Here is a 24176-nt window from a genome sequence, read left to right as displayed (position 1 = left end):
ATGGATGCACGCAGGTACCTCAAACAAAGGAGATGAACATGAACAAGGCACAAACGGAAGGCATCAAGGACCAGGTCAAGGGCAAGGTCAACGAAGTCGTCGGCAAGGTAACCGGGGACAAGACCCAGGAAGCCAAGGGCGATCTGCAGCAGGCTGCCGGCAAGACCGAAAAAGCGGCTGGAGACACGGCGGAAAACCTCAAGGACGCGAAGTAAGTCCTGAAAGACCGCAGCACGCATGCGAAAGGCGCCCCCGGGCGCCTTTTTACGTTGTTCGGTCGGCCTTTGCGAGATTCAACGCATGACGTCGCGTATGGCCGGTCTTCCCTGCCGGGGACGCGGAGTCGGCGATAATCACCGTTTCAAAGACCGCGAGTGAAAGGCCACCCACTATGATCCGACGCATTTCGAAGCCCACCGTCCGCCGGCTGTCCGTCTTCGCGACCGCCGCCGGCGTCAGCCTGCTGTCGGGCGTTCTGCCGGGAACGGCATCCGACGCTTTCGCGCAGGCCCCGGCCAAAGCGCTGGTCTATTGCAGCGAGGGCAACCCCGGCGGCTTCGACCCGGCGCGCCTGACGACCAGTACCGATTTCGACGCCAGCGCGCACGTCCTCTTCGATACCCTGGTGGAATTCAAACACGGTTCGTCGGATCTCGTGCCGGGTCTCGCCCGCTCCTGGGAAATCTCCGCGGACGGCAAGACCTATACCTTCCATCTGCGCCCGGGCGTCAAGTTTCAGACAACCGCCTGGTTCAAGCCGACGCGCGACTTCAACGCCGACGACGCGGCCTTCACCCTCGATCGCATGATCAACCCGGACAACGCCTTCCAGAAAGCGGCACCGGTCCTGTTCTCGTACGCGGCGGATGTCGGCTTCGACAAGGAAATCGCCCGGGTCGACACGCCCGATCCGCTGACGCTGCGCATCACCCTGAACCAGCCGGATGTCGCCTTCCTCAGCAAGATCGCGATGGAATTCGCGTCGATCCAGTCGGCCGAATACGCGCAGGCGCTGCTGAAGGCGGGCAAGACCGGACAACTGAACGACGAGCCGGTGGGCACCGGCCCCTTCATCCTGCGCCGCTTCACCCAGGACGCGCAGATCCGCTACGACGCGAATCCCGATTTCTGGAACAAGGGCCGGATCCATATCCCGAAACTGATCTTCTCGATCACGCCGGACCCCGCGACGCGCATCGCCAAGCTGGCGAGCGGCGAGTGCCAGATGAGTGCCTTCCCGCGTCCCATCGATCTCGATGCGGTGCGCCAGAACCCCCAGTTGAAGCTCATGAGCGCGCCCGGCTTCAATATCGCCTACGTGGCCTACAACGTCACCCACAAGCCGCTCGACAGTCTTCTGGTGCGGCGCGCGCTGGACATGGCGGTCGACAAGCAGGCCATCCTCAAGGCCGTCTACAGCGGGCAGGCCACCATCGCCGCCGCGCCCATGCCGCCGACGCAATGGGGCTATGACAAGGATCTGAAGGATGCACCGCTCGACCTCGCCAAGGCGCGCGATCTGCTGCGCCAGGCGGGCTTTCCGAATGGCTTCTCGATCACGCTGTGGGCCATGCCGATACAGCGCGGCTACAACCCGAATGCCCGCTTGATGGCACAGCTGATCCAGGCCGACTGGGCGAAGATCGGTGTACAGGCGAAGATCGTCAGCTACGAATGGGGCGAATACAACAAGCGCGCGAAGGTCGACGGCGAGCACGACGCGATCCTCTACGGCTGGATGGCGGATTATGCCGACCCCGACAACTGGCTCGACACGGTGCTGGGCTGCGCGTCGCGCAAGGGCAGCAATGTGGCGAAGTGGTGCAATCCCGAGTTCGACAAGCTGACCGCCGCCGCGCGCCAGACCACCGACCGCCAGCGCCGCATCGCGCTGTACCAGCAGGCGCAGCAGATCTTCAAGCGCGAGGTGCCGTACACGCCGATCGCCTATATGAACACCTACCAGCCGATGGCGAAGAACGTCGACGGTTACGCCATCAGCCCGGTCGCCGGCCACCGCTTCGAGGACGTGACGGTGAAATGACCGGCATAACGCGCGACAGGCGTCCTCACCGCCCGGCGCCTCTCGCTATTGGCAAGCGTGCATGACGCTCGCGGAACCGCGTAGTGAATTCCCCACTGTGTTTTTCCCCACAAGCGCGGTACGGTTTTCGTCCCCCGCCGCGCCTGCGGCGTCAGCGCATCCCGACCGATCCGAGAGGCTTCTGCCCATGATTTCGATTCGCCCTTCCCGGCGCCCCGTGCTCCTTGCGTGCTGCCTGGCCTTTGCCGCCAAAGCGCAAGCCGTCGACCTGCACGTCATGATTTCCGGCGGCTTCGCCCCGGCCTACCAGCGCATGGTGCCCGTCTACGAGCATCGGACGGGCAATGACGTCGTCACCGCCTGGGGCCCGTCGATGGGCGCCACCCCACAAGCCATTCCGCAACGCCTGGCGCAAGGCGAACCCGCGGACGTCGTCATCATGGTGGGGTACGCGCTCGACCAGCTCATCAAGGAGGGCAAGGTCATTGCCGGCTCGCGCGTGGAACTCGCCGACTCGCGCATCGGCATGGTGGTGAAAACCGGCGCGGCCAAACCCGACATCGGCTCGGTCGACGCGTTGCGCGCGACGTTGCTGGCGGCGAAATCGATCGCGTATTCAGACAGCGCGAGCGGGACCTACATCCACAACGAACTGTTTCGGAAAATGGGCATCGAGGACCGCGTGGCGGGAAAGGCAAAAATGATTCCACGCGTCCCCGTCGCCACGGTCGTCGCCGATGGCGAGTATCAACTGGGCTTCCAGCAAGTCAGCGAATTGCTGCCCGTGAAGGGGACCGAACTGGTGGGCAAGATCCCCGAGTCCCTGCAATCGGTGACGCGCTACGCGGCGGGCATTCCGGTGTCGGCCGCCCATCCCGTCGAAGCGAAAGCCCTGCTGCAATTCATGTCGTCTCCGGGCGAAACGAAGGTGATCGCCGCGACGGGAATGGATCCGCTCACCGCGCGACACTGATGCCCACCGGGGCGCGCGGGGTGCCGCACCGTGACGATCCTGCGCGACCGGCGTTTTCGCCGTCGGCAGCCGCACGGTCGCGCGGGGAAATCGGCCATGGCAAGATGGGACACCGAGCGCTGTGCCGGTACGCCGCTGCGCCATCGCGCCGCGGCGGACAGCGCCTCCGTGTTCACGCGAAAACAGGATCCCATGCAACAGACAGAAGAAAACCCGGTTCCGGCACGCCCCAAGGTCATGCTCATCGCCACCGGCGGCACCATCGCGGGCAGGTCCGCGTCCTCGACCGACACCACCGATTACATTCCGGGACAGGTCAGCGGCAAGGATCTGATCGACGCGATTCCCGAAATCGCCGATGTCGCCCGGGTCGAGGTGCGCCAATTCCTGAATGTGGCGAGTCCCGATCTCACCAACGTCCATCTGCTCGACCTCGCGCGTCTGGTGCGCGGCTATGCCGAGGACGAGACGGTGGCCGGCATCGTCATCACGCACGGCACGTCGACCACCGAGGAAACCGCCCTCTTTCTCGACCTGGTCATCAAGACCCCCAAGCCCGTCATCGTCGTGGGCGCGATGCGCCCGGCCAGCGCGATCAGCGCGGATGGTTCGCTCAATCTCCTGCAGGCGGTCGCGCTCGCGATCAGCCCGTCGGCGCGCCACCGCGGCGTGATGATCGTGTCGAACGACCGCATCGGCTCGGCACTCTACACCTCGAAAGGCCATAGCCAGGCCGTGGATGCGTTCCGCTCCTACGACGCGGGCTACCTGGGCGTCTTCGTCGGCATCCAGCCGCGCTTCTTCTTTGCGCCGGCGGCGGTGTGCGGACTGCCGTATTTCGACCTCGGAGGCATTGCCGCATTGCCGCGCGTGGACATCCTCTACAGTCACCAGGACGAGGACCCCGGCTATATCGATCATGCGATCGCCAGCGGCGCGCGCGGTATCGTCGTGGCGGGCACGGGCAACAGCACCGTGTCGAAGCCGATGGAGCGACGGATCGATCGCGCCATGGCGGAGGGCACCCCCGTGGTCCGCGCCTCGCGCACCGGGGCGGGTTTCGTTTCCGCGCGCAGCGAAGGCATCGCCGCGGGATTCTACAATCCGCAGAAGGCCCGGATGCTGCTGGCGCTGGCGATCCAGGCGGGCGCGTCGATCCGGACGATCGAGACGTATTTCATCCCGGAATAGCACGCGTTCGGACGGACTACGTCGCCAGCCCCGCCTCCGCCCACAACCAGGCATGGAACAACCGGATCTTGTTCTGACCGCGCTCGTTGACCCGGTAGCTCAGAAAGTGCGTCTCGCGCGCGAGGGGCACGAACGCGGCGCCTTTCAACGCATTTTGCGGCGTGCTTCCGGCCCCGCTTCCGGCCCCGCTTCCGGCCCCGCTTCCCAGTTCGACCAGATCGCCGCGCGCCAGCTCGCGTTCCGCGAGCCGGGTGGTTTCGAGCGCGACGCCCATCCCGTCCTGCGCGGCGGACAGCACCATCGCGGCGCGGTCGAACGACGGCCGGGGGCGCATCGGCAGCGTCAGGTCGTTCAGCGCGAACCAGTCCGACCAGGTCACCCGGCTGAGCTGGGAATCGATCAGCGTCAGCCGGGTAATCTGTTCGCGTAGCGAAATCGCCGCATCCAGCAGCGCGGGCGAACACATCGGCACGATGCGCTCCGCTCCCAGCGGATGAATCAGCAGGCCCGGCCGATCGAGCGCGACCCCGTACGATATCGAAACGTCGACTTCATGCACGCGCGTCAGGTCGATCGGTTCGGCGCCCGACGACAGGCGGATCGTGATGTCCGGATGCGCCTGCATGAAAGCAGGCAGCCTGGGCCCCAGCCACTTCACGGCGAAACTCGGCGCGCAATGCACCGCCAGCACCTGGGCGCGGGGTTCCAGCGCGACTTCGCTGCACGCCGTTTCGATGACGTCGAAAACCCGGGCCAGGCTGTCGAACAGCCGGCGCCCCTCCGCCGTGGGCTCCACCCGCCGATTGCGCCGGTGAAACAGCGAACGACCCAGATAGGCCTCCAGATCCTTCACCTGATGACTGATCGCCGACTGCGTCAGATGCAGCTCCTCGGCGGCCAGCGTGAAACTCTCCAGCCGCGCGGCCGCCTCGAAGGCACGCAACAACACGAAACTCGGCAGGCGTCTCATGTTTTTCCCTCATACATGAATGTCATTCATCTTTCTATGAACAACCCTCGTTTGTCAAGCCGGCACCCTGCGCGGAACATGGGGCCTTTCCATCCGGCACACGAGGAGAACGACGATGTCAGCAGTTCTGGAGGCAGCACCGCAAGCGGCCGCAACCCGGCCCCGGGAATCCATCTATCAACCCGAACAGCAGGGTCTGATCTTTCCCGAAGTCCCCCACTTCTCCAGCGCGGCGCAACACCGCACGCATCTGAAGGAGCGGCTGGTGGGCGCCTGCCGCGCGTTTGCGCTGCAGGGCTTCGACTACGGTTTCGCCGGACACCTCACCGTGCGCGATCCGGAAGACCCGACGCTCTACTGGACCAACCCGATGGCGGTCCACTTTTCGCAGGTGAAGGTGTCCAACCTGATTCTCGCGGACCACGACGGCAAGGTCGTCGAGGGACGCCACGCGATCAACCGGGCCGGCTTCGTGCTGCACGCGGCGGTTCACGAAGCGCACCAGGACATCGTGGCGATGTGCCATGCGCACACCCTGTACGGAACGGCGTTCGCGACGCTCGGCAGGAAGCTGGACCCCATCTCGCAGGACGCGGCGGCCTTCTTCGAGGACCATGTGGTGATCGGCGACGAAGCCGGACAGGTCGCCGTCGAGGTCAAGGCCGGGCATAAGGTCGCCAACGCATTCCAGGGCGTGAAGGCGGCGATTCATCAGAACCACGGCCTGCTCACCGCCAGCCGGCACAGCATCGAGTCCGCGGCGTTCTGGTTCATCGCGCTCGAGCGCTGCTGCCAGCAGCAACTCGCGGTGGCAGCCGCCGGCATCACCCCCACGCTGGTGACACCCGAGCGCGCCCGCTACAGCCGCGAGCATGTGGGCAGCGACTACATCGGCTGGCTGCACTTCCAGACCATCTGGGATCAGCTCCTGGCCACGCAGCCGGACATGTTCGACTGAGGGGGCGGCGCGCCGGTTCGCGACACCGGCGGCGCCGGCGGCGGGAAGCAACGGCAGAAAACGGGTAGCGCACCGCAAACGACAGAGCGCCGCAGAGCGCTGGGCATTTCGACAATCATCAGAACTCCAGGAGACAAGCCATGAGTTTCGTTCGTTCTGCGGCGGGTGCGCAGACCGAGGAATCGGCGACCTACGCGAAGATCGCGTGGCGGCTGATTCCTTTCGTCTTCATCTGCTATCTATGTTCCTATCTGGATCGTATCAACGTCAGTTTCGCCAAGCTGCAGATGCTCAAGGATCTGGGCCTGAGCGACGCCATCTACGGCGCCGGCGCCAGCATGTTCTTCGTCGGCTATCTGCTCTTCGAAATCCCCAGCAATCTGCTGTTGCTGCGCGTCGGTCCCCGCCGCTGGATCGCCCGCATCATGGTGACCTGGGGCCTGATCTCCGCGGCGATGATGTTCGTGCGCTCGCCGTTGACCTTCTACATCGCCCGTTTTCTGCTCGGCCTGGCCGAGGCCGGCTTCTTCCCGGCCATCCTGCTGTATCTGACCTACTGGTTTCCGCCGTCGCGGCGCAGCAAGGTCATCGCCTTGTTCATGACGGGCATTCCGATGTCCGGCGTGGTGGGCGGCCCGCTGTCGGGCTGGATCATGCACGCGCTGGGCGGCGCGGCCGGCTTCGCCGGCTGGCAGTGGCTGTTCCTGCTCGAAGGCCTGCCCACCGCCCTCCTCGGCTGCATCGCGTTTTTCTATCTCGATGACAAGGTCAGCGACGCGAAATGGCTGTCCCCCGCGCAAAAAGCCCTGGTGGCGGACCGGCTGCAACGTGAAACGCCCCCGCAGCAGATGCATTCCCTGCGCGACGGCCTGCTGCATCCGAAGATCCTGCTGCTCAGCGCCATTTATTTCTTCTATGCGATGGGTCTCTATGGCGTGACCTTCTGGCTGCCCACCCTGATCAAGGCAAGCGGCGTGTCCGATCCGCTGAACATCGGCCTGCTGACCGCGGTGCCGTATGCGGCCGCGACGCTCTGCATGCTGTTCGTCGGCCAGCGCTCCGACGCCACCGGCGAGCGTCGCTGGCATCTGGCGATCCCCGGCGTCGTCGGCGCGATCGGGCTGTACTTCAGCGTGACCTATGCGCACTCGACCGTGATCGCGATGATTTTCCTCACCATCGCCACCAGCGGCGTCATCACCACCATCTCGCAATTCTGGGTTCTGCCGCCGGCGATCCTGGGCGGCACCGCGGCGGCGGCCGGCCTGGCGCTCGCGAATTCGGTGGGCGGTATCTCGGGCGTCGTCAGCCCCTACGTCATCGGCTTGATCCAGACCGCCACCGGCTCCACCGGCAACGGCGTGTTCGGGTTGTCGGTCAGTCTGCTCATCGGCAGCGCGCTGGTGCTGTTCGCCGTGCCCGCCCACCTGGTCAACAACCCAGCCAAGCGGGAGCGCGGCGCCCTCGCCGGTGGCGTGGCCACCCTGCCCACGGTCGAACCCGCGTCGGCGACACCGCAGCCGGCGCAATCGGTGCGCTCGCTGGGCTGAGCCCCGCGCGGCATGCCGGCCCCGGCGATCTCACCCCGCGTGCAGGTCGTCCGCCCGGTCCTCGCCATGCGCGCCGTCGGACGCCGCGCCCAGCACTTCGCCGAGCCGCTGCACGAGATTCGTCCGCGCCCGGCTCGCATGCTGTTCGGACAGCTCCCCCGCGAGCGCCACCGCGCCCTGCGCGATGGCAGCGGCGATTGCCGCATGCTCGTCCCAGATCGCTCTGCGCTGGGCGGAAACCTGCAGGACGGCCCCCATCACCCGGCGCAGATGCACCCAGTGCATGCGCGCCGTCTCGGCGATCAGCGGATTGCCGGACGCCATGTAGATGGCCATATGGAAATTGCCGTCCGCCTCGATCATGGCCTTGACGTCGCTGCCGCGCGCCGCCTTGCGGCCGTCGGCGATCAGGCGCTTGTCGATCCGGGCGGATTTCTCCGCGGCCAGACGCGCCGCCAGCGAATCCAGCGCGCCCCTGATTTCATACAGATGGCCGATCCACTCCACGTCCAAAGGCGCCACCAGCAAGCCGCGCCCGGGCGCATCCTGCACGAGTCCGTCCTTCTTCAACAGACGCAGCGCCTGCAACACCGGCGAGCGGGACACCGCCAGCTGCTCGGCGATCTCCTCCTGGGTGATGCGCGTGCCGGGTGCCAGCGACCCCTCGCTGATCGCATCGAGCAGCACTTTATAGACCTCGTCCACGTAGTCGGTCCGCGCTTGTATCTTGATCAGTTTCGCCTGCATGGGAATGGGGTTCGCGTTCGATACGGAATCATGCAGGGTACCCGCGTGGGCTATCGATGGTCAATGCCGATGGTCGATGCCGGGTGGACGACGGGAGGCCGGCATCGGCTCCGGAACGCGTACGCGGTGCCGCGCCCGCTTCCGCCCGCTCCCGCCCGCTTCCGCCCACGTCCACGTTTCCACTTAGAGACAAATCGACGTTCGGAATCTAATCTCTGTATACAGAGTTCAGAGTTCAGGACTCAAAAAATCGGACATCCCCCGCAGCATTTTTTCGAGAGACACCTCATGAGCGTCAAGTCAGACAAACTGGAGGGCGCGACCAGCAGCGGCGGCGCCCAGGTCGTCAGGAAACTGGTGCCGTTCGGTGGCTACCACACCAGCAAGATACCGGGGCACGATCCCGAGCTCACGGAAACCGGGCCCGGCACGCCGATGGGCGAATACATGCGCGGGTTCTGGCATCCGGTATGCATGGCGATCGAACTTACCGATACCCCGCGTTATCTGAAGATCCTTTGCGAGGAACTGGTGGCGTTTCGCGATGGCAGCGGCGCCATCGGTGTCCTGCATGCGCATTGCGTGCACCGCGGCGCGTCGCTCGAATACGGCGCGATTCAGGAACACGGCATCAAGTGCTGCTATCACGGCATGGTGTTCGGCGTCGACGGCTCCTGTCTGCACGTGCCCTTTCCCAAGGGCGAGGAAAAGGAAGCGGAGAAATACGCGTGCTCGATCCAGCAGGGCGCATACAAGGCGATCGAGCGGCACGGGCTGATCTTCGCCTATATGGGACCGCCCGAGAGCGAGCCGCCGTTTCCCGAATGGGAAGGCGACTTCACCGTGGCGCCCACGGACGAACTCGTGCCCTACAGCAACTTCCAGCACTGCAACTGGCTGCAGGTGCAGGACAACGCCGCGGACAACTATCACCCCACCGCGCTGCACGCGGGCAAGAACGTGGTGGGCGGCCATTACCAGGGCACCACGTTCGATGAAGTCGGCGCGGCGTCGATGGAAGTCGCGCCGGACATGCATTTCGTGCCCATCCACCAGGGCCGGGGACTGGCCTGCGCGGGCGCGCGCCGGGTCGACAAGGATCGCCTGTTCGTGCGCGTGCAGCACCAGGTGCTGCCGAACCTGAGCCTGCACGCGTACACGTCCGAGGACGGCGCGCGAAAGAAGCTCTTCAGCCGTTTTCATATCGTCCGCTGGACCGTTCCCGTCGACGACGAGAACAGCAAGATGATCGGCTGGCGCGTGATGGGCCCCGGCATCGATACCCGCGGCATCGGCAGGAAGGATCTGGTCGGGTATGAATCGATCGACTTTCTCGAAGGTCAGGTGGCGCTGCGGCGCCCCGAGCGCTTCGACGGGCACACCATCGACGACATCGTCTCCATCCCCACCGATCACCGCGCGCGCGAAGGCTACAAAGCCGCGCAATACGCCCCGGGCGATTACGAAGCGATCATCAGCCAGCGTCCCATCGCCGTGCATTCGCTCGAAAACCCGACGAAGTTCGACGCCGGCCTGTTCCTGTTCCGCAAGATGCTGCGCGACGCGGTGCGCGGCACCAATCCGGCGGCGTCGGCGGCGCATTTCGCCGACTGGCTGCGCGAACAGCACAGCGCGCCGAACAGCTATTGCTCGGGAAACGTGCTCGACATTCCGGAAGCCGATACGGTCGAGAAGGAAGTCGCGCAGCGGCGCGGCATCACCCGGCGCATCGTCGCGATTCTCACCGAGAGCGACCGGTTCAAGGGCGCCGAGCGCGCCGACTTCGTTCGCGAGAAATTCGACGAACTGGAGCAGGCCAGCAAGGCGTGACGACAGGAAAAAGCCATGGCAAGTGACACCCTTCCCTCGCCGCCCGACGGCGGCAAAGGCCTGCTGCATCTGCTGGTCCGGCAGATCCGCTTCGAAGCCGCCGGCATCAACTCCTATGAGCTGGTCGATCCCGCGGGCGCGGCGCTTCCCGCATTCGATGCCGGCGCGCATATCGACGTCTACATGGAAGGCGGTCTGGTCCGCCAGTACTCGCTGAGCAATGCGCCGCACGAACGGCATCGCTACGTCATCGCGGTACTGCGCGACGAAGCGGGGCGTGGCGGCTCGAAAGCGCTGCACGGCGGCCTGCACGTACAGGACGTCGTCCCGGTCAGCCCCCCGCGCAATCATTTCGCGCTGGACGCGCACGCGAAGAAAGTCATTCTGCTGGCGGGCGGGATCGGCATCACGCCGCTGAAAGCCATGGCCCACCGTCTCGAGGAACAAGGGGGCGACTACGAACTGCACTACTGCGCGAAGGATCGCGCCCACGCCGCGTTCGGCGGCGAATTCGCCGAGCAGGAACGCCGCGGCCGTCTGCACTTTCATTTCGACGGCGGCGTGCCGTCCGCCGGGCTCGATATCGCGCGCCTGCTGAGCGACCCCGCGCCGGGCACCCATCTCTACTACTGCGGGCCCGGCGGATTCATGAAAGCCTGCGCCGGCGCCGCGGCGCACTGGCCGGCGGGCACGGTGCATTCGGAACACTTCAAGGCACCCGAGCCGGCCGTTTCCTTCAATCCGACGAACGAGGAAACCGATGCCCTGCACGCCATCGACGGCTTCAGCGTCGAGATCGCGAGTACGGGCCAGGCGATCGCCGTGGGGCCCTACCAGAGCATCGCCGACGCGCTCGAGGAAGCCGGCGTCGCCATCGAAACCTCATGTCGCGCGGGGCTGTGCGGAACCTGCAAGGTCCGCTATCTGTCGGGAACGGTGGAACACCAGGACTGCATCCTGAGCGACGAGGAAAAAACGCAGTTCCTGACGACCTGCGTGTCGCGCGCCACCAGCAAGGTGCTGGTGCTGGACCTTTGACGCACCACCACGGCGACGCGTCGGGGCCGTTCGGGGCGCCGCCTGTGCCGCCGCGCCTGCCACGCTACGATCGCTTTGCCGGTTGCGCTGCCGATCGTGCGGCGAGGAACGCCTCGACCTGCGCGATCACCCGCTCGCAGTCGTCCAGCGCAAGGCCATGCAGGCTGTGTGTCGCGCCGTCCAGGCCCGCCTCGCCCGCCGCCCAGCGCAGCGCCTTGGCGCGCGCCTCGAACGGATTGACCCCGTCGCGCCGGACCTTCGCCTGCGCCAGCGGTTCCAGCACCGCGTGCAGACGCGCCTTCGCGTCACGCAACGCGGGATTGGCGAGCCGCCCGAGCGGAACGTGGCGCGTGCTGCGGGCGCGCACGCCGATCCACGCCTCGCAGGCCGCGCACAGCCACAACGCGCCGTGATCGTCCCGATACGGATAGGCCGCGTCGCCGAAGCGCGCGAGCACCGCATGCGCCTGGCAATAGTCGCAGACCGGTTGGGGCGGCGCGGCCACCGGGCGGCCTACGCGCATGACATTCCCCGGAAGATGGCGTGTCGCGGCATGGAGTAGAAATCGAAGTGGCGGTCAGACGCATGATAGGCGATTTTCACCGCTGACCGCGCAGCGGGCGGCGTCGGACCCGCCCGCCTATACGCCCTCAACGCACGATGTCGAGCGTAAAGGTCGCCACCGCGGCGTTCAGGCCGTTGGCCTGGTCTTTCATTGATTGCGCCGCGGCCGACGCTTCCTCCACCAGCGCGGCATTCTGCTGCGTGATCTGGTCCATCTGCGACACCGCCTGGTTGACCTGATCGATACCCTGGCTCTGCTCTGCCGACGCCGCCGCGATCTCGCCCATCAGATCCGTCACCTTGCCCACGGTGCTGCTCAGATCGCGCATCGTATTGCCCGCGCGCTCGGCGAGTTGCACGCCGTTCGCCATCCCCGAGACGGAATCGTCGACCACGCGCTTGACCTCCTTGGCCGCCGCCGCGCTGCGCTGCGCCAGCGCCCGGACTTCCGACGCCACCACCGCGAAGCCCCGCCCCTGTTCACCGGCGCGCGCGGCCTCGACCGCCGCGTTCAGCGCCAGGATATTCGTCTGGAAGGCGATGCCCTCGATGGTTTCGACGATGCCCGCGATCTGCTGCGACTGGCGCGCGATCCCGCCCATGACGTCGACGACCTCGCCGATCGTCGCGGTGCTGGCCTGAGCCGTCGTGCTCGCCGTGAGGGCCACCTGATTGGCCTGCTTCGCGTTTTCCGAATTCTGGCGCACCGAGGCGGTCAACTCTTCCACGCTCGCCGCGGTCTGTTCGAGCGAGGCCGCCTGCTCTTCCGTGCGCTGGGCGAGATCGGTATTGCCCGCGGACAGTTCCAGCGTCGCGGTGGAAATCGCGTCGCTCGCCTGCTTGACGCCGCCGACGATCTGCGCGAGCTGGCCGATCGCCCGATTCAGCGACCCCGCCAGCATGCCGGTCTCGTCGCGCCGGGCCACGTCGATGCGCACCGACAGATCGCCATCGGCCAGCCGTTCGGCACCGGCCATCACGCGCCGCAGCGGCTCGACGATCGTACGGGTGACAACGATGCACAGGAAAATCGCGATGACGAAGGCCAGGGCCGCGACGCCCCACAGAACGGCGCGAGCGGTACCGTAAGCGGAGACGCTGTCCGCCACCGATTGGTCCATCGCCCGTTGCTGGAGCCTGCCGAAGTCGTCCAGCGCGGCGAATGTCGCCCGCTGGGACTCTCCGACGTTCGACAAGGTCGCGCGCGCGCCCGCCACGTCGTTCGCGTCGATCTGCGCGTAGGCCGGCTTCAAGGCTTGCGAGTAGATCGTGCGAACGCGCACCATGTCCGCGAACGCCGCCTTGTCGGCCGGCGTCGCCATCAGCGCTTCGAGCTTGCCGTAATTCTGCGTGTTGACATTGATCCGGGCGGTCAGCCTGGCGACCAGCGCTTTCTGACCTTCGGGGGTCTTCTCGTCGAGCGCGCGATACATCAGCAACGCCACCGAATACGTACCCTGCTTCAAATCCGCCACGAGGCGTTGCCGGACGACCAGATCCGAAACGATCGCCTGCGTGTTGTCATTCATCCGGGCCATTTGCAGGCTGACCGAGATGCAAATGACGAGCAGCAAACCCAGGACTGCACCAAAAGTTGCCGCCAGACGCATGCCTATTTTCATGTTCTTCACCACCAGCCCGATCGATTAAATATCGAGATAGCGACCGGATGCACACGATACTTGAGGACTTTTTCCGAAATTGCCGAATTTTTGCGTCATGGCGGAAGCGGCCTATGTTTCGCTCACATCGGGATTGCCTACGATTCCCGCGGCAGCCCGTTCAGAATGCCGGACCGTGCATGGCAATTCACGTACTCGTAGCGCTGTTGCCCCGACGTCAAAACGGCCACTTCGTGATAAAGCCGCAGCCGCAACGCAAAATTCAGTTCCTGCACCACCTGCATGAAGGTCCCGAAAATCGCGACGTGCGTGGCGTGGGATTCCGCCCAGCGTTCGAGTTCGGTCAACGAATGCCAGTAGCTCAGGCCAAAGGTCTTTTCCACCGGCCGGCCCGCGACGTCCCGCTGCTGCATGTACCGGTTCGCGTAGCAACCGACGCTCGTTCCCGCGTCGCGCAGGAAATCCATTCCGGCGCGCAGCACCGGCGCGATGTTGTCGCAGTACAGCCGACGCTCCTCGCCCGCCGTGTCGCTCCAATCCTGACCCGAACGGATCACCGCCAGATTGGCGTGTCCCGCCACGCGTACGCGCGCACCGGGCCCGGGTGCGCCGTCGATGATCGTGAGCGCGCCGCTCGCGCTCAGGGGATCGGTCTGGGACAGCGGCAGCCGGTCGCGCATCGATCCCCAGTAACCGTGCTCCATGATCTCCTGACTCAATCGGCCCAGTGCGGCGCCGCCGGCTTCGAGCCGGTCCGGCGCGCTGAACAGGGTCTCGTACCGTTGCTCGGCAGGCGCGAGGACCTCGCGGAACCAGCCCACGCCGTCCGTGAGGCGCGCCGGCGCGCGCCACCAGGCGTCGATGTCCGGGCGGCCGGCCCAGGCGTCGTATGCGGCAACGTCGCGCCAATAGGTGATGGCGATCATCGTGACGTAGCCGCATTCATCCACCTGGTGGGCGACGTCGCAATGCAGCGGCGCGCCATGGGCATGCAGGCCGGCGACGATCTGGCGCAGGCCCGCGCAGGCGTCGCGCTCCGCGTGAGCGCCGCATGCCTGTACGCCGAGCAGCGCCATCACGATCGTCTGACCGGGGCGCGACGGGCGCGCGGTCCACGCCGGGAACGGCGGCGTGTAGCCGTCGTCGACGCGCCTTTGCAGCGTGCGCGGGCATTGCAGATGCCGAGGGATAGCCGATTCCATGGAAAGTGTGATCCGTAACAGGGTTCGAAGTGGGGGACGGCGGAGATCACTCGCCCGCGCTGGCCGCCGACGCCACGCATCCCGATGCGTCCTCGCGCTCCGGATGTCCGGCGCCGGCTTCCGGGAATCGCGGGCCGTCATCGGTCGCGCGCGGCCGCACGACCGCACGCGACGGCCGGTCGTCGAACCAGAGGCGCGTCACGTCGGGGCGGCTGTAGTGACCGGCCGGGTCCGCGACGGCTTTCGCCACGCCGATCATCGACAGATCGATATCCGCCAGGATCAACCCTTCTTCGTCCGGGCGCAGCGGCTCGGACAGCGTGCGTCCGTCGGGACCGTAGATCGCCGCGTGACCGCCACCGGCGCGCAGCAAGGCCGCCTTGTCCGGCGTATCGCACAGCAGATCGATCATCTCCTGCGACACGACCGCGCAAGGCGCCAGCACATAGCAGGACCCCTCGACGGCGTACATCCGGCTCGCGGCGTTGTTCACTTCCGGCCCGAGCGCATGGGCGAGACCCTCGTACAGCGAGAAGCTCGGCCAGGCGGCCACGTGCAGTTGTTCGTTTTGCGAATACATCGCATAACGGGACAGGGGTTGCAGATGCTCCCAGCAGCACAGCGCGCCCACGCGGGCGATATCGAGTTGATGCACCGACAGATCGCTGCCGTCGCCTTCACCGAAAACGGTGCGTTCGACGTGGGTCGGCTTCAGCTTGCGCCGCCGCGCGATCCATTCGCCGTGCGAGCCGATCAGCCATTGCGCGATATAGAGACTGCCGCCGTCGCGTTCGGACACGCCGATGACGACGTGAATGCCGGCGCGTTTGGCCGCGTGGCGCAGCCGTTCGATCTGCGGATGATCGGGCGTCGGCGACGCCGCGAAGTAGCGCTGGACGAATCCCCGTCCGATGGACCATGCCGGCGAGCCGAGCCAGATCCACCACGGATAGCCGGGCAGCCAGGTTTCCGGGAACGCGACGATGCGGGCGCCGGCGTTCGCGGCCTGCTCGATCAGCGCGATCGATTTCTCGATCGTCGCGTCCAGATCGAGAAAGACCGGCGCGGCCTGAACGGCGGCGGCCTTGAAGGATGACATCTCATTGACCACGGTAAACTCCGGTTGAATGACGGCGCGGCGCTCGGGCGAGCGCGCGCTCAAAAGACCTTGGCGAGGCGCAGGTCGATCCGCAGCCGTTCGCGGCTGCCCTGGTGCACGGACAGATCGGAACCGACGATCGCCTGAACCTGCGTGGTCGGCGTCATGAATTGGGTGACGCCCAGCCGCCCGTACGATGTCGACAGCCGGTTGTTCTCATCCACGCCGTCGAGCGTCTGCCGCGCGCCGGCGACATAACCGCCGCCGCCCCACAGCGTCGTCGTGCCGCTCAGGGTGTAGCGGACGTAGGCCTGCGCTTCGTAGCGCGGTTTCTCGGCCAGCGTGCCGCCCGTGACCGTCGCATCGCGGTTATGTCCCGCGAATTGCACATCCGCCACGGTGTCGACGGCCCACGTGTCGTTGAAATGGTGGATATAGGCGAACTGAAGCAGGAACTTCCAGCGATGTTCGCCGATGTTCAGCGCGCGCGATGCGTCGTAGGATCCGGTCGGCACGTAAAGAAAAGGACCGATCGACGCCGTGTTGCGGGCCCGTTCGTCCAGCACGAATTTGACGGGGGCGCCAACGATCAGGTCGCCGACGCCGGTTCGATCGCCGAGGGCGGACGCATCGCCCGACGTGGACAGATGACCGAACGGCAAAATGAATTGCGGATCGAGGACGATATGCGGCGCAAGGGCCAGCGGATGAATGTATCGGAACAAGCCGATATCGCTCGTGGTGCCGAAATCGTTCGACGTACGCCGGCCGTCTTGATAATACCGGCTGGTTTCGGCGTGCTGGTAGTACAGCAGCGCGATGTTGGCGTTGGGCGGATAGGCTTCGTAATCGCCGGGCGCCACCTCCAGCGCATGGGCGCCCTGCGCCGCGCAACAGGCCAACGCGATAAAACATACAGTGTGCGAGCGCATGCAGCGTAGGACAGCCAAAGTCGTTCTCCTGGTCGTGTGGGCGGCAGCGTTCGGCGCGCCCCGCGTTCGGCGGCGCGGTAGGCGCAGTGGCGCCGTACTGACGGCGAAGCGAACTGTAGCCAGCGAAATTTCGACGGACTTTGGTGAGAGGGAACAAAAAATGTCCTTCGCCGAATTGCTGGCGGACCGTTATCGCATTATTTTTTTGGCCGTAGAATGCGACGCATGGAAGCGTCCCGTCGCGGGACGCGGGCCCAGGATGGCGGAACATGACGACGATTACCACCGAAGGCGTCTACCCGGCGCAGCGTGCCCGTTTCTGGCGCGACGCGATCAGCGCCGCATTCGTCGAACTCGACTGCCGGATCGCCGACCCATCGCCGTTTCGCGGCAGTCTGAAGCAAAACCGGGTCGGACCGTTGTCGTACACGCATGTCGAGGCGGGCGGCCAATCCGTCAGCCGTCCGGCGACGCGCCATGTGCGTCATGACGAATACATCCTGGTCAGCATCGGGACCACCGGGCACGGCATCCTGCGTCAGGATTGCCGCGAAGCGCGCCTGGAGGTGGGCGGCTTCGCGGTGTACGACACGGCGCGGCCCTATGAACTGCACTTCGACGCGCCGTTCTCGCAAGCGGTGATTCAGATCCCGCGTCTGCTGCTCAAGGAGCGGCTGGGGATGACGGAGCACGTGACCGCGACCTTCCTGGAAGGGCGCGACCCCCTCGTGCAATTGACGCGCGATTATCTATTGGCGCTGGGGCGCTTCGCGGATCACGATACGGCCTTCGAAACCGACCGGATCGCCCAGCAGGCGGTCGACCTGCTGGCGATGGCGCTGCAATCGAGGCAACCGGCCGACGCGATGTCGACCGCGCCACGCGCGACACGCCTGTTCCGTATCAAGCAATTGACCGAATCGCACCTTCGCGACGGCGAATTCGGGCTGGCCGGGTTGAGCGCGCGGCTCCATGTTTCGGGCCGCTACATCAACGACCTGTTCAGCGACGAGGGAACGTCGTTCGGGCGCTACCTGCTCGCGCGCCGGCTAGAACGGTGCGCCGAGGATCTCCGGGCACCCGGCATGCGCCATCGGACCATCAACGACGTGGCATTTTCCTGGGGATTCAACAACTTTTCGCACTTCAGCGCGACATTTCGCCAACACTTCGGCACGAGCGCACGCGCCTATCGAGCGGACCATGTCGCGTCCTAGCCCGCGATGCAACGGGACAGCGATATCACGGGCCGCGTGAACCGGCGTCGCGGCCATGCCGCCCTGGCCGTGCACCGAAAAGTTCCATGACACACTGTTACCATTTGTAAATGATAACAGTTATCATTTACAATGCATTCCCTTTGTCACCGAATGCATACCATGGGTCGCCAGGCGTCTTCCACTCGGGTCCAACCGTCCATTTCCACCCGCCTGTCCGCCCGGTGCGACGTGCCCAGGCCCGTGCGTCCCCTGGTCGTGATGCTGGCGATCGCCGGCATGTCGCCGATGCTGTCGTGGGCCCAGGCCAACGCAAGCGGCAACGACGGCGGCGGCAGCGCCACGGCTGGCGCCCGCGCCGCAACGACCGGCGACACGAAAGCCGTCGACGATGCCAGCGCGAGCGCACCGGGCGCGAACCCGGAGAGCGGCGCGACACGGGATGCGCGATTGCCCGTCGTCAGCGTCACGGCCCAGGGCGACGACACACAGCCCCCCACGGAACGCACGCACGCGTACACGATCCAGTCGACGACCGCGGGCAGCAGGATCGCCCTGTCGCCCAAGGAAACGCCGCAATCCGTGTCCGTGCTGACGCGCCAGGAAATGGACGATTTTCAGCTCACCGACGTCAACGACGCGCTCCGGCACGTGACGGGCGTGACCGTCGAACCGTACGACTCCTACGCGACGGATTTCACGTCGCGCGGATTCCACATCACGAACCTGCAGTTCGACGGCGTCGGCCTGCCGCTGGAATACACCTCGCAATACGGCGATATCGACATGGCGCTGTACGACCGGGTCGAAGTGCTGCGGGGCGCCGACGGGCTGAACGCCGAAACCGGCAACCCGTCGGCGACCGTCAATTTCATTCGCAAGCGCCCGACCTACCAGTTTCAGGCATCCGGCAACGTCTCCTACGGATCGTGGGACACGAAGCGGGTCGACGTCGATATTTCCGGGCCTTTGAACAAGGCGGGAACCGTGGCGGGCCGCCTGGTTGCCGTTCACCAGGATGGCGACTCCTATACCGACCGCCTGAAGCCGAGCAAGGATATCGTCTACGGCGTGGTCGACGTCAACATCACGCCCGGCACGTTGGCCACCGCCGGCTACAGCTACGAGCACAACCGGCTGAATGGCGCCACCTGGGGCGGCCTGCCCTTTCTCGATGCGTCCGGCAAACAGCTCAGTTATGGCGTAGGCACCAGCCTGGCGCCGAGCTGGGCGTTCTTCAACACGGAGGAGCAGCGGGCTTTCGCGGAAGTGACGCAGCAACTGGGCGAACGGTGGAAATGGAAAACGTCGGTCAACTACAACGACATTTACAGCTACGCCAACATCTTCTACCCCTACGGCGCGTTCAATGCCGATGGCTCCGGCATCAATTCCTATACGTCCTCGTACGAGTCGTCGAACCGGCAACTGGTGCTGGACTCGAACGTGACCGGCAAGATCGATTTGTTCGGCCGCACGCATGACCTCGTCTTCGGCGCGAATTTCTCGCGCTCCGAATTCACGAACCCGTCCGCCGAAGGCGATACCGATGGCGTGCCCGTGGGTTATGCCGAGCTACTGGCCGGCACCTATCCGAAACCCTCGTTCGGCGCGGCCACGTCGCACATCAATTACCTGGACGTGCGGCGCTCGGTCTATGCCTCGTCACGCTGGAGCCTGACGGACCGCGCGCATCTGCTCCTGGGCATCAACTACACCCAGGCGGCCAGCAGCGGCAACGCCAACGGTGCGGGATACGACCAGCAATCGTCCGGGTCCGCGCCTTATGTGGGCGTGACGTACGACCTGACCCGACAGATCACCGCGTATGCGAGCTTCACGAAAATCTTCAACCCGCAGTACCAGTTGAACATCGACAACCAATTGCTCGGCCCCGCGCGCGGGCGCAGCGCGGAAGCGGGCATCAAGGGGGAATTTTTCGATAAACGCCTGAATACGTCGCTTACCGTCTACCGTATCCACCAGTCGAATATCGCAACGGACGCAGGGTTCAATCCGAGCACGGCGCAGGATTATTATTCCGGCGGCAATGCCACCTCGCAGGGTATCGAGGCCGAGATTGCCGGACAAATCACGCACGACTGGAACGTCAGCGCGGGCGGGACGATTCTGCGCGTCACGGATGACAGCGGCCAATCGACGCAGCTCTACGTCCCGCGAAAATCCGTGCATGTGTCGACGACCTACCGCATCCCGTATTTCGACCACAAGCTGACGGTGGGCAGCAGCATCCGCTGGCAGAGCGCGACACGCTACGTGGACGATGGCGTCGGCACGGCGCGCCAGGGCGCCTATACCGAGGTCGACTTCATGGCGCGTTACGACGTGAACAGGCACTTCACCATCACGGGCACGCTGAACAACGCGTTCAACAAGAAGTACTGGGCGACGATGGAATACAGCTACGGGACTTACGGGGCGCCGCTGAATGGCAGCGTCAATCTGACATGGCGGTATTGACGACCGTTTCCAGCATGCGGCGTGCTGGCTAGGAAAACAGCTGTCGAACGAATTCCCGGATTTCCCTGTCGATCCGCTCGCCCTCCGGAGCGCCAGGGAACCCGGTATGCGGTCCGGCTTCGGTGACGTGCAACTGCGCCGGAACGCCCGCATCGCGCAGCGCTCCGTGCATCCGGACCGTGTTCGACAGGTACAGGTCGCGTGTTCCTGTCGTCAGCAGCGTGGGCGGAAACCCTTCCAGATTGCCGAACAAAGGCGACAGATAAGGCGTGCGCAGATCCTGTCCGTTCGCATAGAGCAGATTGACCGGCATGAGGCTATGCAGCACCGGATCGAGCCCCTCGTGGGTCTGGAAACTGTCTCCCGATTCGGTCAGGTCCACTTCGGGTGTCCCCAGGATAAGACCCGCAGGCATCGGCAACCCCTCGTCGCGTGCCCGCAGGAGCAGCGCAGCGGCAAGATTCCCGCCGGCCGAACTGCCGCTGACGATAATGTCGGAAGCCGGTCGTTCGCGCAGCAAACCGCGGTAGGCGTCCATGCAGTCATCCAGGCCGGCGGGAAAGGGAAATTCCGGGGGCATCCGATAGTCGACGGCCCACATTCTTCGTTGCAGTGTCGCCGCCGCTCCCATGGCCATCAATTTGCACGACTCGCCGCCGCAGAGGATGAGTCCGCCACCGTGGATCTCGAGTACGACGCCGCGGCTCTGTGACGCGACTCCGTCCGGGACGATATCGAATACGTGAGCGCCGCCGACGGTTCGTTCATCGACCTGCGCCTTGGCGTCGCCGCTCACCGTGCGAAGCAGTGGCAGGACCGCGTTATTTTGCGCGTCCACATACGATCGCCACGCCGCTTTATCATCCATCGCCGGGTAAGGCGCGGTCGGCCGGGGAATCAGGTAGCCACGCGCTATCTCACTCAGGAAAGCAGGAGCCTGGATGGTACGGGCAGGAATGTGAAGACCGGGGAATGCGTTTTCAGCTGTCATATCGTCCTCTCGTGCAACGTTACATTTCATTCAGACGTGCGTTTCGACTTTCTCATCCCACAGAACGCCCTGCGCTGAAAGGCTCTACTTCCACGCCCGTTCAACGGGTGTGAGATTTCCCGTCATACCCGATCCCGTCGGAAGACCGCATCAGGTTCGATCGGCGCGTGTATTTATCGTGCCGGTTTCGGGAATCATATTCGAGCACGGTCCACTAACCCCTCGCGCCGACCATTTCGCTTGCGGGCCTCGCTTCCAGGGGCCGTGACAGGAGACGACTGAGCACGCCGTGCGTTGCCGACCGTTCGCCGCCCGCTCCGGACATTCCACGGGACATCCGACGCAGGCCTCGTCGACCATGCTCGCCACATCGGATGCCGGCGTCGCAACTAATTGAGAAATGGTGAAACCGCTTCGAAATACACTGTCCTTTGCCGTAACAATGATACGGCAATAGCCACGCCAGACAACGGAATCGCCTTGATCGCACCTTCGTCAACCGCTCTCTCGTCACACGCGAGCGGGAACGCATGAACATCACGCCATCCCGATTTTCGCTTCATCGAACAGATCGTTGTAGAAACGCCATAGGAGAAGACCATGTCAGGCAGCTTGCAAAAATGGGTGGGGCGCAACCGGCCGCCTCGCGTGCAGATCACCTACGACGTCGAAGTGGGCGATGCGGTCGAGAAGCGTGAGCTGCCGATGGTCGTCGGCATCCTGGCGGATCTGTCCGGTAACCCGGCGACGCCCCTGCCCAAGTTCAAGGATCGGCGCCCGCTGGAAATCGACCGCGACAACTTCAACGACATCATGGCGAAAATCCAGCCGCGCCTGGAGCTTGTCGTTCCCGACATGATTTCCGATAACGGTTCGCTTGCGGTCACCCTGCATTTTTCTCATATGTCGGATTTTCATCCGGATGCGCTGGTGACGAAGATTCCGCGCCTGGCGAAATTGCTGGAAGCGCGTCAACAGCTCCGCGATTTGTTGGCGAAGCTCGACGGCAACGATGAACTCGACGCCATCCTCGAAAAAATCGTGAGGGATACGCCGGAACTCAAGCGCGTCCAGGAACAGGCGAGCGCGGACGGATTGGCCGACATCGATCGCGCGGCATCGGCCGCTGCGGAAGCGGACCGTCCGACGACCTGAAGATTTCTCGTCCGCCGGCACTTCATATACCGCTTGTTTCAGAGGGATATCACCAAAATGGCAGAGATCGCAGTTGACAGGGCCTCGTCGGGAGACGCAGCCACGGCTGTTCCGGAACCGACGTTGCTCGACAAAATCGTCCTCGAGGGGAACATGGCCATCGAGCCTTCGCAAAATACCTATGCGAAGAAACTCATCGGCCAACTCGCCTCGCAGATTCTCGATGAGGGCATGCGTACCAGCCCGAATAAGGGCATGGTGGCGATGATCAACGAACGGGTCGCGGAAATCGACGCGATGCTGACCGATCAGCTCAACGCGATCATTCACCAACCTGCCTTCCAGACGCTGGAAGCAGCGTGGCGCGGCCTGTCGGACATGGTGCTCGGAACGGAAACGAGCCAACGTTTGAAGATACGTCTGCTGAATGTCACCAAGGCCGAACTGATAAAGGACCTGGAAACCGCAGTCGACTACGACATGAGTGCTTTGTTCAAAAAATTATACGAGGAAGAATACGGCACCTTCGGCGGCATGCCCTATTCGATGCTGATAGGCGATTACACGTTCGGACGCCATCCGCAGGACGTCGCTTTGCTGGAACGCATTTCCAAGGTGGCGGCCGCGGCCCATGCGCCGTTCATCGGCGCGGCATCGCCCGCCCTGTTCGATATGAAGTCGTTCGTGGAACTTGGCGTGCCGCGCGATCTTTCGAAGGTATTCGAAAGCGCCGAATTGACGGCCTGGCGCGGCTTCCGCGAATCCGAGGATTCGCGCTACGTTTCGCTGGTACTCCCCAGTTACGCCGCGCGCTTGCCGTACGGCGCGGCCACGGTGCCGGTAGCGAGTTTTTCGTTCGAGGAAGACGTGAATGGCACCGATCATTCCAAATATCTCTGGGCCAACTCCGCCTACCAGTTGGGACTTCGCATCACCGACGCCTTTGCCCAATACAGCTGGGCGACGGCGATTCGCGGCGTCGAGGGCGGTGGGAAGGTCAGCGGATTGCCAGCACACACGTTCAACACCGATGAAGGCGATATCGCCCTGAAGTGTCCGACCGAAGTGTCCATTACCGACCGCCGCGAAAAGGAACTGAACGACCTGGGTTTCATCGCCATCGTCAATTCGAAAGGATCGAATTCGGCGACGTTTTTCGGCGGCCAGACCACCAACAAGCCCAAGGTCTTCAACAAGGACGCCGCCAACGCGAATGCGCAGTTGTCGGCACGCTTGCCCTACGTCATGGCCGCGTCCCGCTTCGCGCATTACCTGAAGGTCATGATGCGCGACAAGATCGGGAGTTTCCAGACGCGGGAAGAAATAGAAAGTTACCTGAACAACTGGATTTCCGGTTACGTGCTGCTGAACACGTCGGCGCCCCAGGCAGCCAAGGCCCGTTTCCCGTTGAGCGAGGCACGGATCGATGTGACCGAAGTCGCCGGCAAGCCGGGTGTGTACAACGCGACATGCTTCTTGAAGCCCCATTTCCAGATGGAAGAACTCACCGCGTCCATTCGCCTGGTGGCCGAGCTGCCGAGCGCGCTCAGCTAGTGCTGGCGCCGCCCGACGAATGCGCGCCGACCCATCATTGATACCTCATTTCATTCAG

The 24176-nt window shown here is 64.6% G+C and carries 20 protein-coding genes; 12 read left to right on the top strand and 8 right to left on the bottom strand.

The window, feature by feature from the left end:
- Window positions 1-38 precede the first annotated feature (38 nt).
- The 4 genes from OVY01_RS07105 to OVY01_RS07090 all read left to right on the top strand — a co-directional run bounded on the left by OVY01_RS07105 (window position 39) and on the right by OVY01_RS07090 (window position 4208).
- Window positions 39-215: a CsbD family protein gene (locus tag OVY01_RS07105; protein ID WP_267846688.1), complete on the top strand. Its 177-nt coding sequence runs from the start codon at window positions 39-41 to the stop codon at window positions 213-215.
- Window positions 216-391: 176 nt separating this feature from the next.
- Window positions 392-2044, top strand: a complete 1653-nt coding sequence (locus OVY01_RS07100) for an ABC transporter substrate-binding protein (protein ID WP_267846687.1) — start codon at window positions 392-394, stop codon at window positions 2042-2044.
- Between the two features lie 187 nt (window positions 2045-2231).
- Complete coding sequence (locus tag OVY01_RS07095) at window positions 2232-3017, top strand: substrate-binding domain-containing protein (RefSeq protein ID WP_267846686.1); 786 nt, start codon at window positions 2232-2234, stop codon at window positions 3015-3017.
- 192 nt (window positions 3018-3209) lie between these two features.
- Complete coding sequence (locus OVY01_RS07090; protein ID WP_267846684.1) at window positions 3210-4208, top strand: asparaginase; 999 nt, start codon at window positions 3210-3212, stop codon at window positions 4206-4208.
- 16 nt (window positions 4209-4224) lie between these two features.
- On the opposite strand, the gene OVY01_RS07085 is transcribed toward OVY01_RS07090, so the two are convergent.
- Window positions 4225-5178 carry a LysR substrate-binding domain-containing protein gene (locus OVY01_RS07085; RefSeq protein ID WP_267846683.1) on the bottom strand — a complete coding sequence of 318 codons (954 nt, stop codon included), beginning with the start codon at window positions 5176-5178 and terminating at the stop codon, window positions 4225-4227.
- A gap of 115 nt (window positions 5179-5293) precedes the next feature.
- Here OVY01_RS07085 and OVY01_RS07080 point away from each other — a divergent pair, with 115 nt between their 5' ends.
- Both OVY01_RS07080 and OVY01_RS07075 read left to right on the top strand, forming a co-directional pair.
- Window positions 5294-6136, top strand: coding sequence for a class II aldolase/adducin family protein (locus OVY01_RS07080; protein ID WP_267846682.1), 843 nt, complete (start codon window positions 5294-5296; stop codon window positions 6134-6136).
- A gap of 140 nt (window positions 6137-6276) precedes the next feature.
- Window positions 6277-7686 (top strand): MFS transporter, encoded by a 1410-nt coding sequence (locus OVY01_RS07075; RefSeq protein WP_267846681.1) that lies wholly within the window; start codon window positions 6277-6279, stop codon window positions 7684-7686.
- 30 nt (window positions 7687-7716) lie between these two features.
- Here OVY01_RS07075 and OVY01_RS07070 read toward each other — a convergent pair whose 3' ends face one another.
- On the bottom strand, window positions 7717-8433 hold the full coding sequence (locus OVY01_RS07070) for a GntR family transcriptional regulator (RefSeq protein WP_267846679.1): 717 nt from the start codon (window positions 8431-8433) through the stop codon (window positions 7717-7719).
- Window positions 8434-8721: 288 nt separating this feature from the next.
- Here OVY01_RS07070 and OVY01_RS07065 point away from each other — a divergent pair, with 288 nt between their 5' ends.
- Window positions 8722-10263: a Rieske 2Fe-2S domain-containing protein gene (locus tag OVY01_RS07065; RefSeq protein WP_267846678.1), complete on the top strand. Its 1542-nt coding sequence runs from the start codon at window positions 8722-8724 to the stop codon at window positions 10261-10263.
- A 15-nt stretch (window positions 10264-10278) separates the two neighbouring features.
- A complete protein-coding gene (locus OVY01_RS07060) occupies window positions 10279-11301 on the top strand; it encodes a PDR/VanB family oxidoreductase (protein WP_267846676.1) in 1023 nt (340 codons plus the stop codon).
- 64 nt (window positions 11302-11365) lie between these two features.
- On the opposite strand, the gene OVY01_RS07055 is transcribed toward OVY01_RS07060, so the two are convergent.
- From OVY01_RS07055 to OVY01_RS07035, 5 genes are all read right to left on the bottom strand, one after another.
- Window positions 11366-11824, bottom strand: a complete 459-nt coding sequence (locus OVY01_RS07055; protein WP_267846675.1) for a zinc-finger-containing protein — start codon at window positions 11822-11824, stop codon at window positions 11366-11368.
- A gap of 127 nt (window positions 11825-11951) precedes the next feature.
- Window positions 11952-13487 (bottom strand): methyl-accepting chemotaxis protein, encoded by a 1536-nt coding sequence (locus tag OVY01_RS07050; RefSeq protein WP_267846674.1) that lies wholly within the window; start codon window positions 13485-13487, stop codon window positions 11952-11954.
- A gap of 137 nt (window positions 13488-13624) precedes the next feature.
- Entirely contained in the window at window positions 13625-14689 is a 1065-nt protein-coding gene (locus OVY01_RS07045; protein WP_267846673.1) for a phenylacetaldoxime dehydratase family protein, read from the bottom strand.
- 46 nt (window positions 14690-14735) lie between these two features.
- Window positions 14736-15788, bottom strand: coding sequence for a carbon-nitrogen hydrolase family protein (locus OVY01_RS07040; protein ID WP_267847698.1), 1053 nt, complete (start codon window positions 15786-15788; stop codon window positions 14736-14738).
- Window positions 15789-15847: 59 nt separating this feature from the next.
- Entirely contained in the window at window positions 15848-16720 is an 873-nt protein-coding gene (locus OVY01_RS07035; RefSeq protein WP_267846672.1) for a transporter, read from the bottom strand.
- Between the two features lie 269 nt (window positions 16721-16989).
- On the opposite strand from OVY01_RS07035, the gene OVY01_RS07030 reads away from it, so the two are divergent.
- Together OVY01_RS07030 and OVY01_RS07025 are read left to right on the top strand one after the other, a co-directional pair.
- Window positions 16990-17937 carry an AraC-like ligand-binding domain-containing protein gene (locus tag OVY01_RS07030; protein WP_267846670.1) on the top strand — a complete coding sequence of 316 codons (948 nt, stop codon included), beginning with the start codon at window positions 16990-16992 and terminating at the stop codon, window positions 17935-17937.
- Between the two features lie 243 nt (window positions 17938-18180).
- Window positions 18181-20418, top strand: coding sequence for a TonB-dependent siderophore receptor (locus OVY01_RS07025; RefSeq protein WP_267846669.1), 2238 nt, complete (start codon window positions 18181-18183; stop codon window positions 20416-20418).
- Between the two features lie 28 nt (window positions 20419-20446).
- Here OVY01_RS07025 and OVY01_RS07020 read toward each other — a convergent pair whose 3' ends face one another.
- A complete protein-coding gene (locus OVY01_RS07020; protein ID WP_267846667.1) occupies window positions 20447-21439 on the bottom strand; it encodes an alpha/beta hydrolase fold domain-containing protein in 993 nt (330 codons plus the stop codon).
- A 570-nt stretch (window positions 21440-22009) separates the two neighbouring features.
- On the opposite strand from OVY01_RS07020, the gene tssB reads away from it, so the two are divergent.
- A complete protein-coding gene (tssB, locus tag OVY01_RS07015; protein ID WP_267846666.1) occupies window positions 22010-22564 on the top strand; it encodes a type VI secretion system contractile sheath small subunit in 555 nt (184 codons plus the stop codon).
- A 57-nt stretch (window positions 22565-22621) separates the two neighbouring features.
- Window positions 22622-24118 carry a type VI secretion system contractile sheath large subunit gene (gene tssC, locus OVY01_RS07010; protein WP_267846665.1) on the top strand — a complete coding sequence of 499 codons (1497 nt, stop codon included), beginning with the start codon at window positions 22622-22624 and terminating at the stop codon, window positions 24116-24118.
- Window positions 24119-24176: the final 58 nt, after the last annotated feature.

The sequence above is a fragment of the Robbsia betulipollinis genome (assembly GCF_026624755.1).
GTDB lineage: Bacteria > Pseudomonadota > Gammaproteobacteria > Burkholderiales > Burkholderiaceae > Robbsia > Robbsia betulipollinis.
The sequence above is the reverse complement of the archived record's forward strand: the minus strand, read 5'-3'. Positions and strand labels throughout refer to the sequence as shown.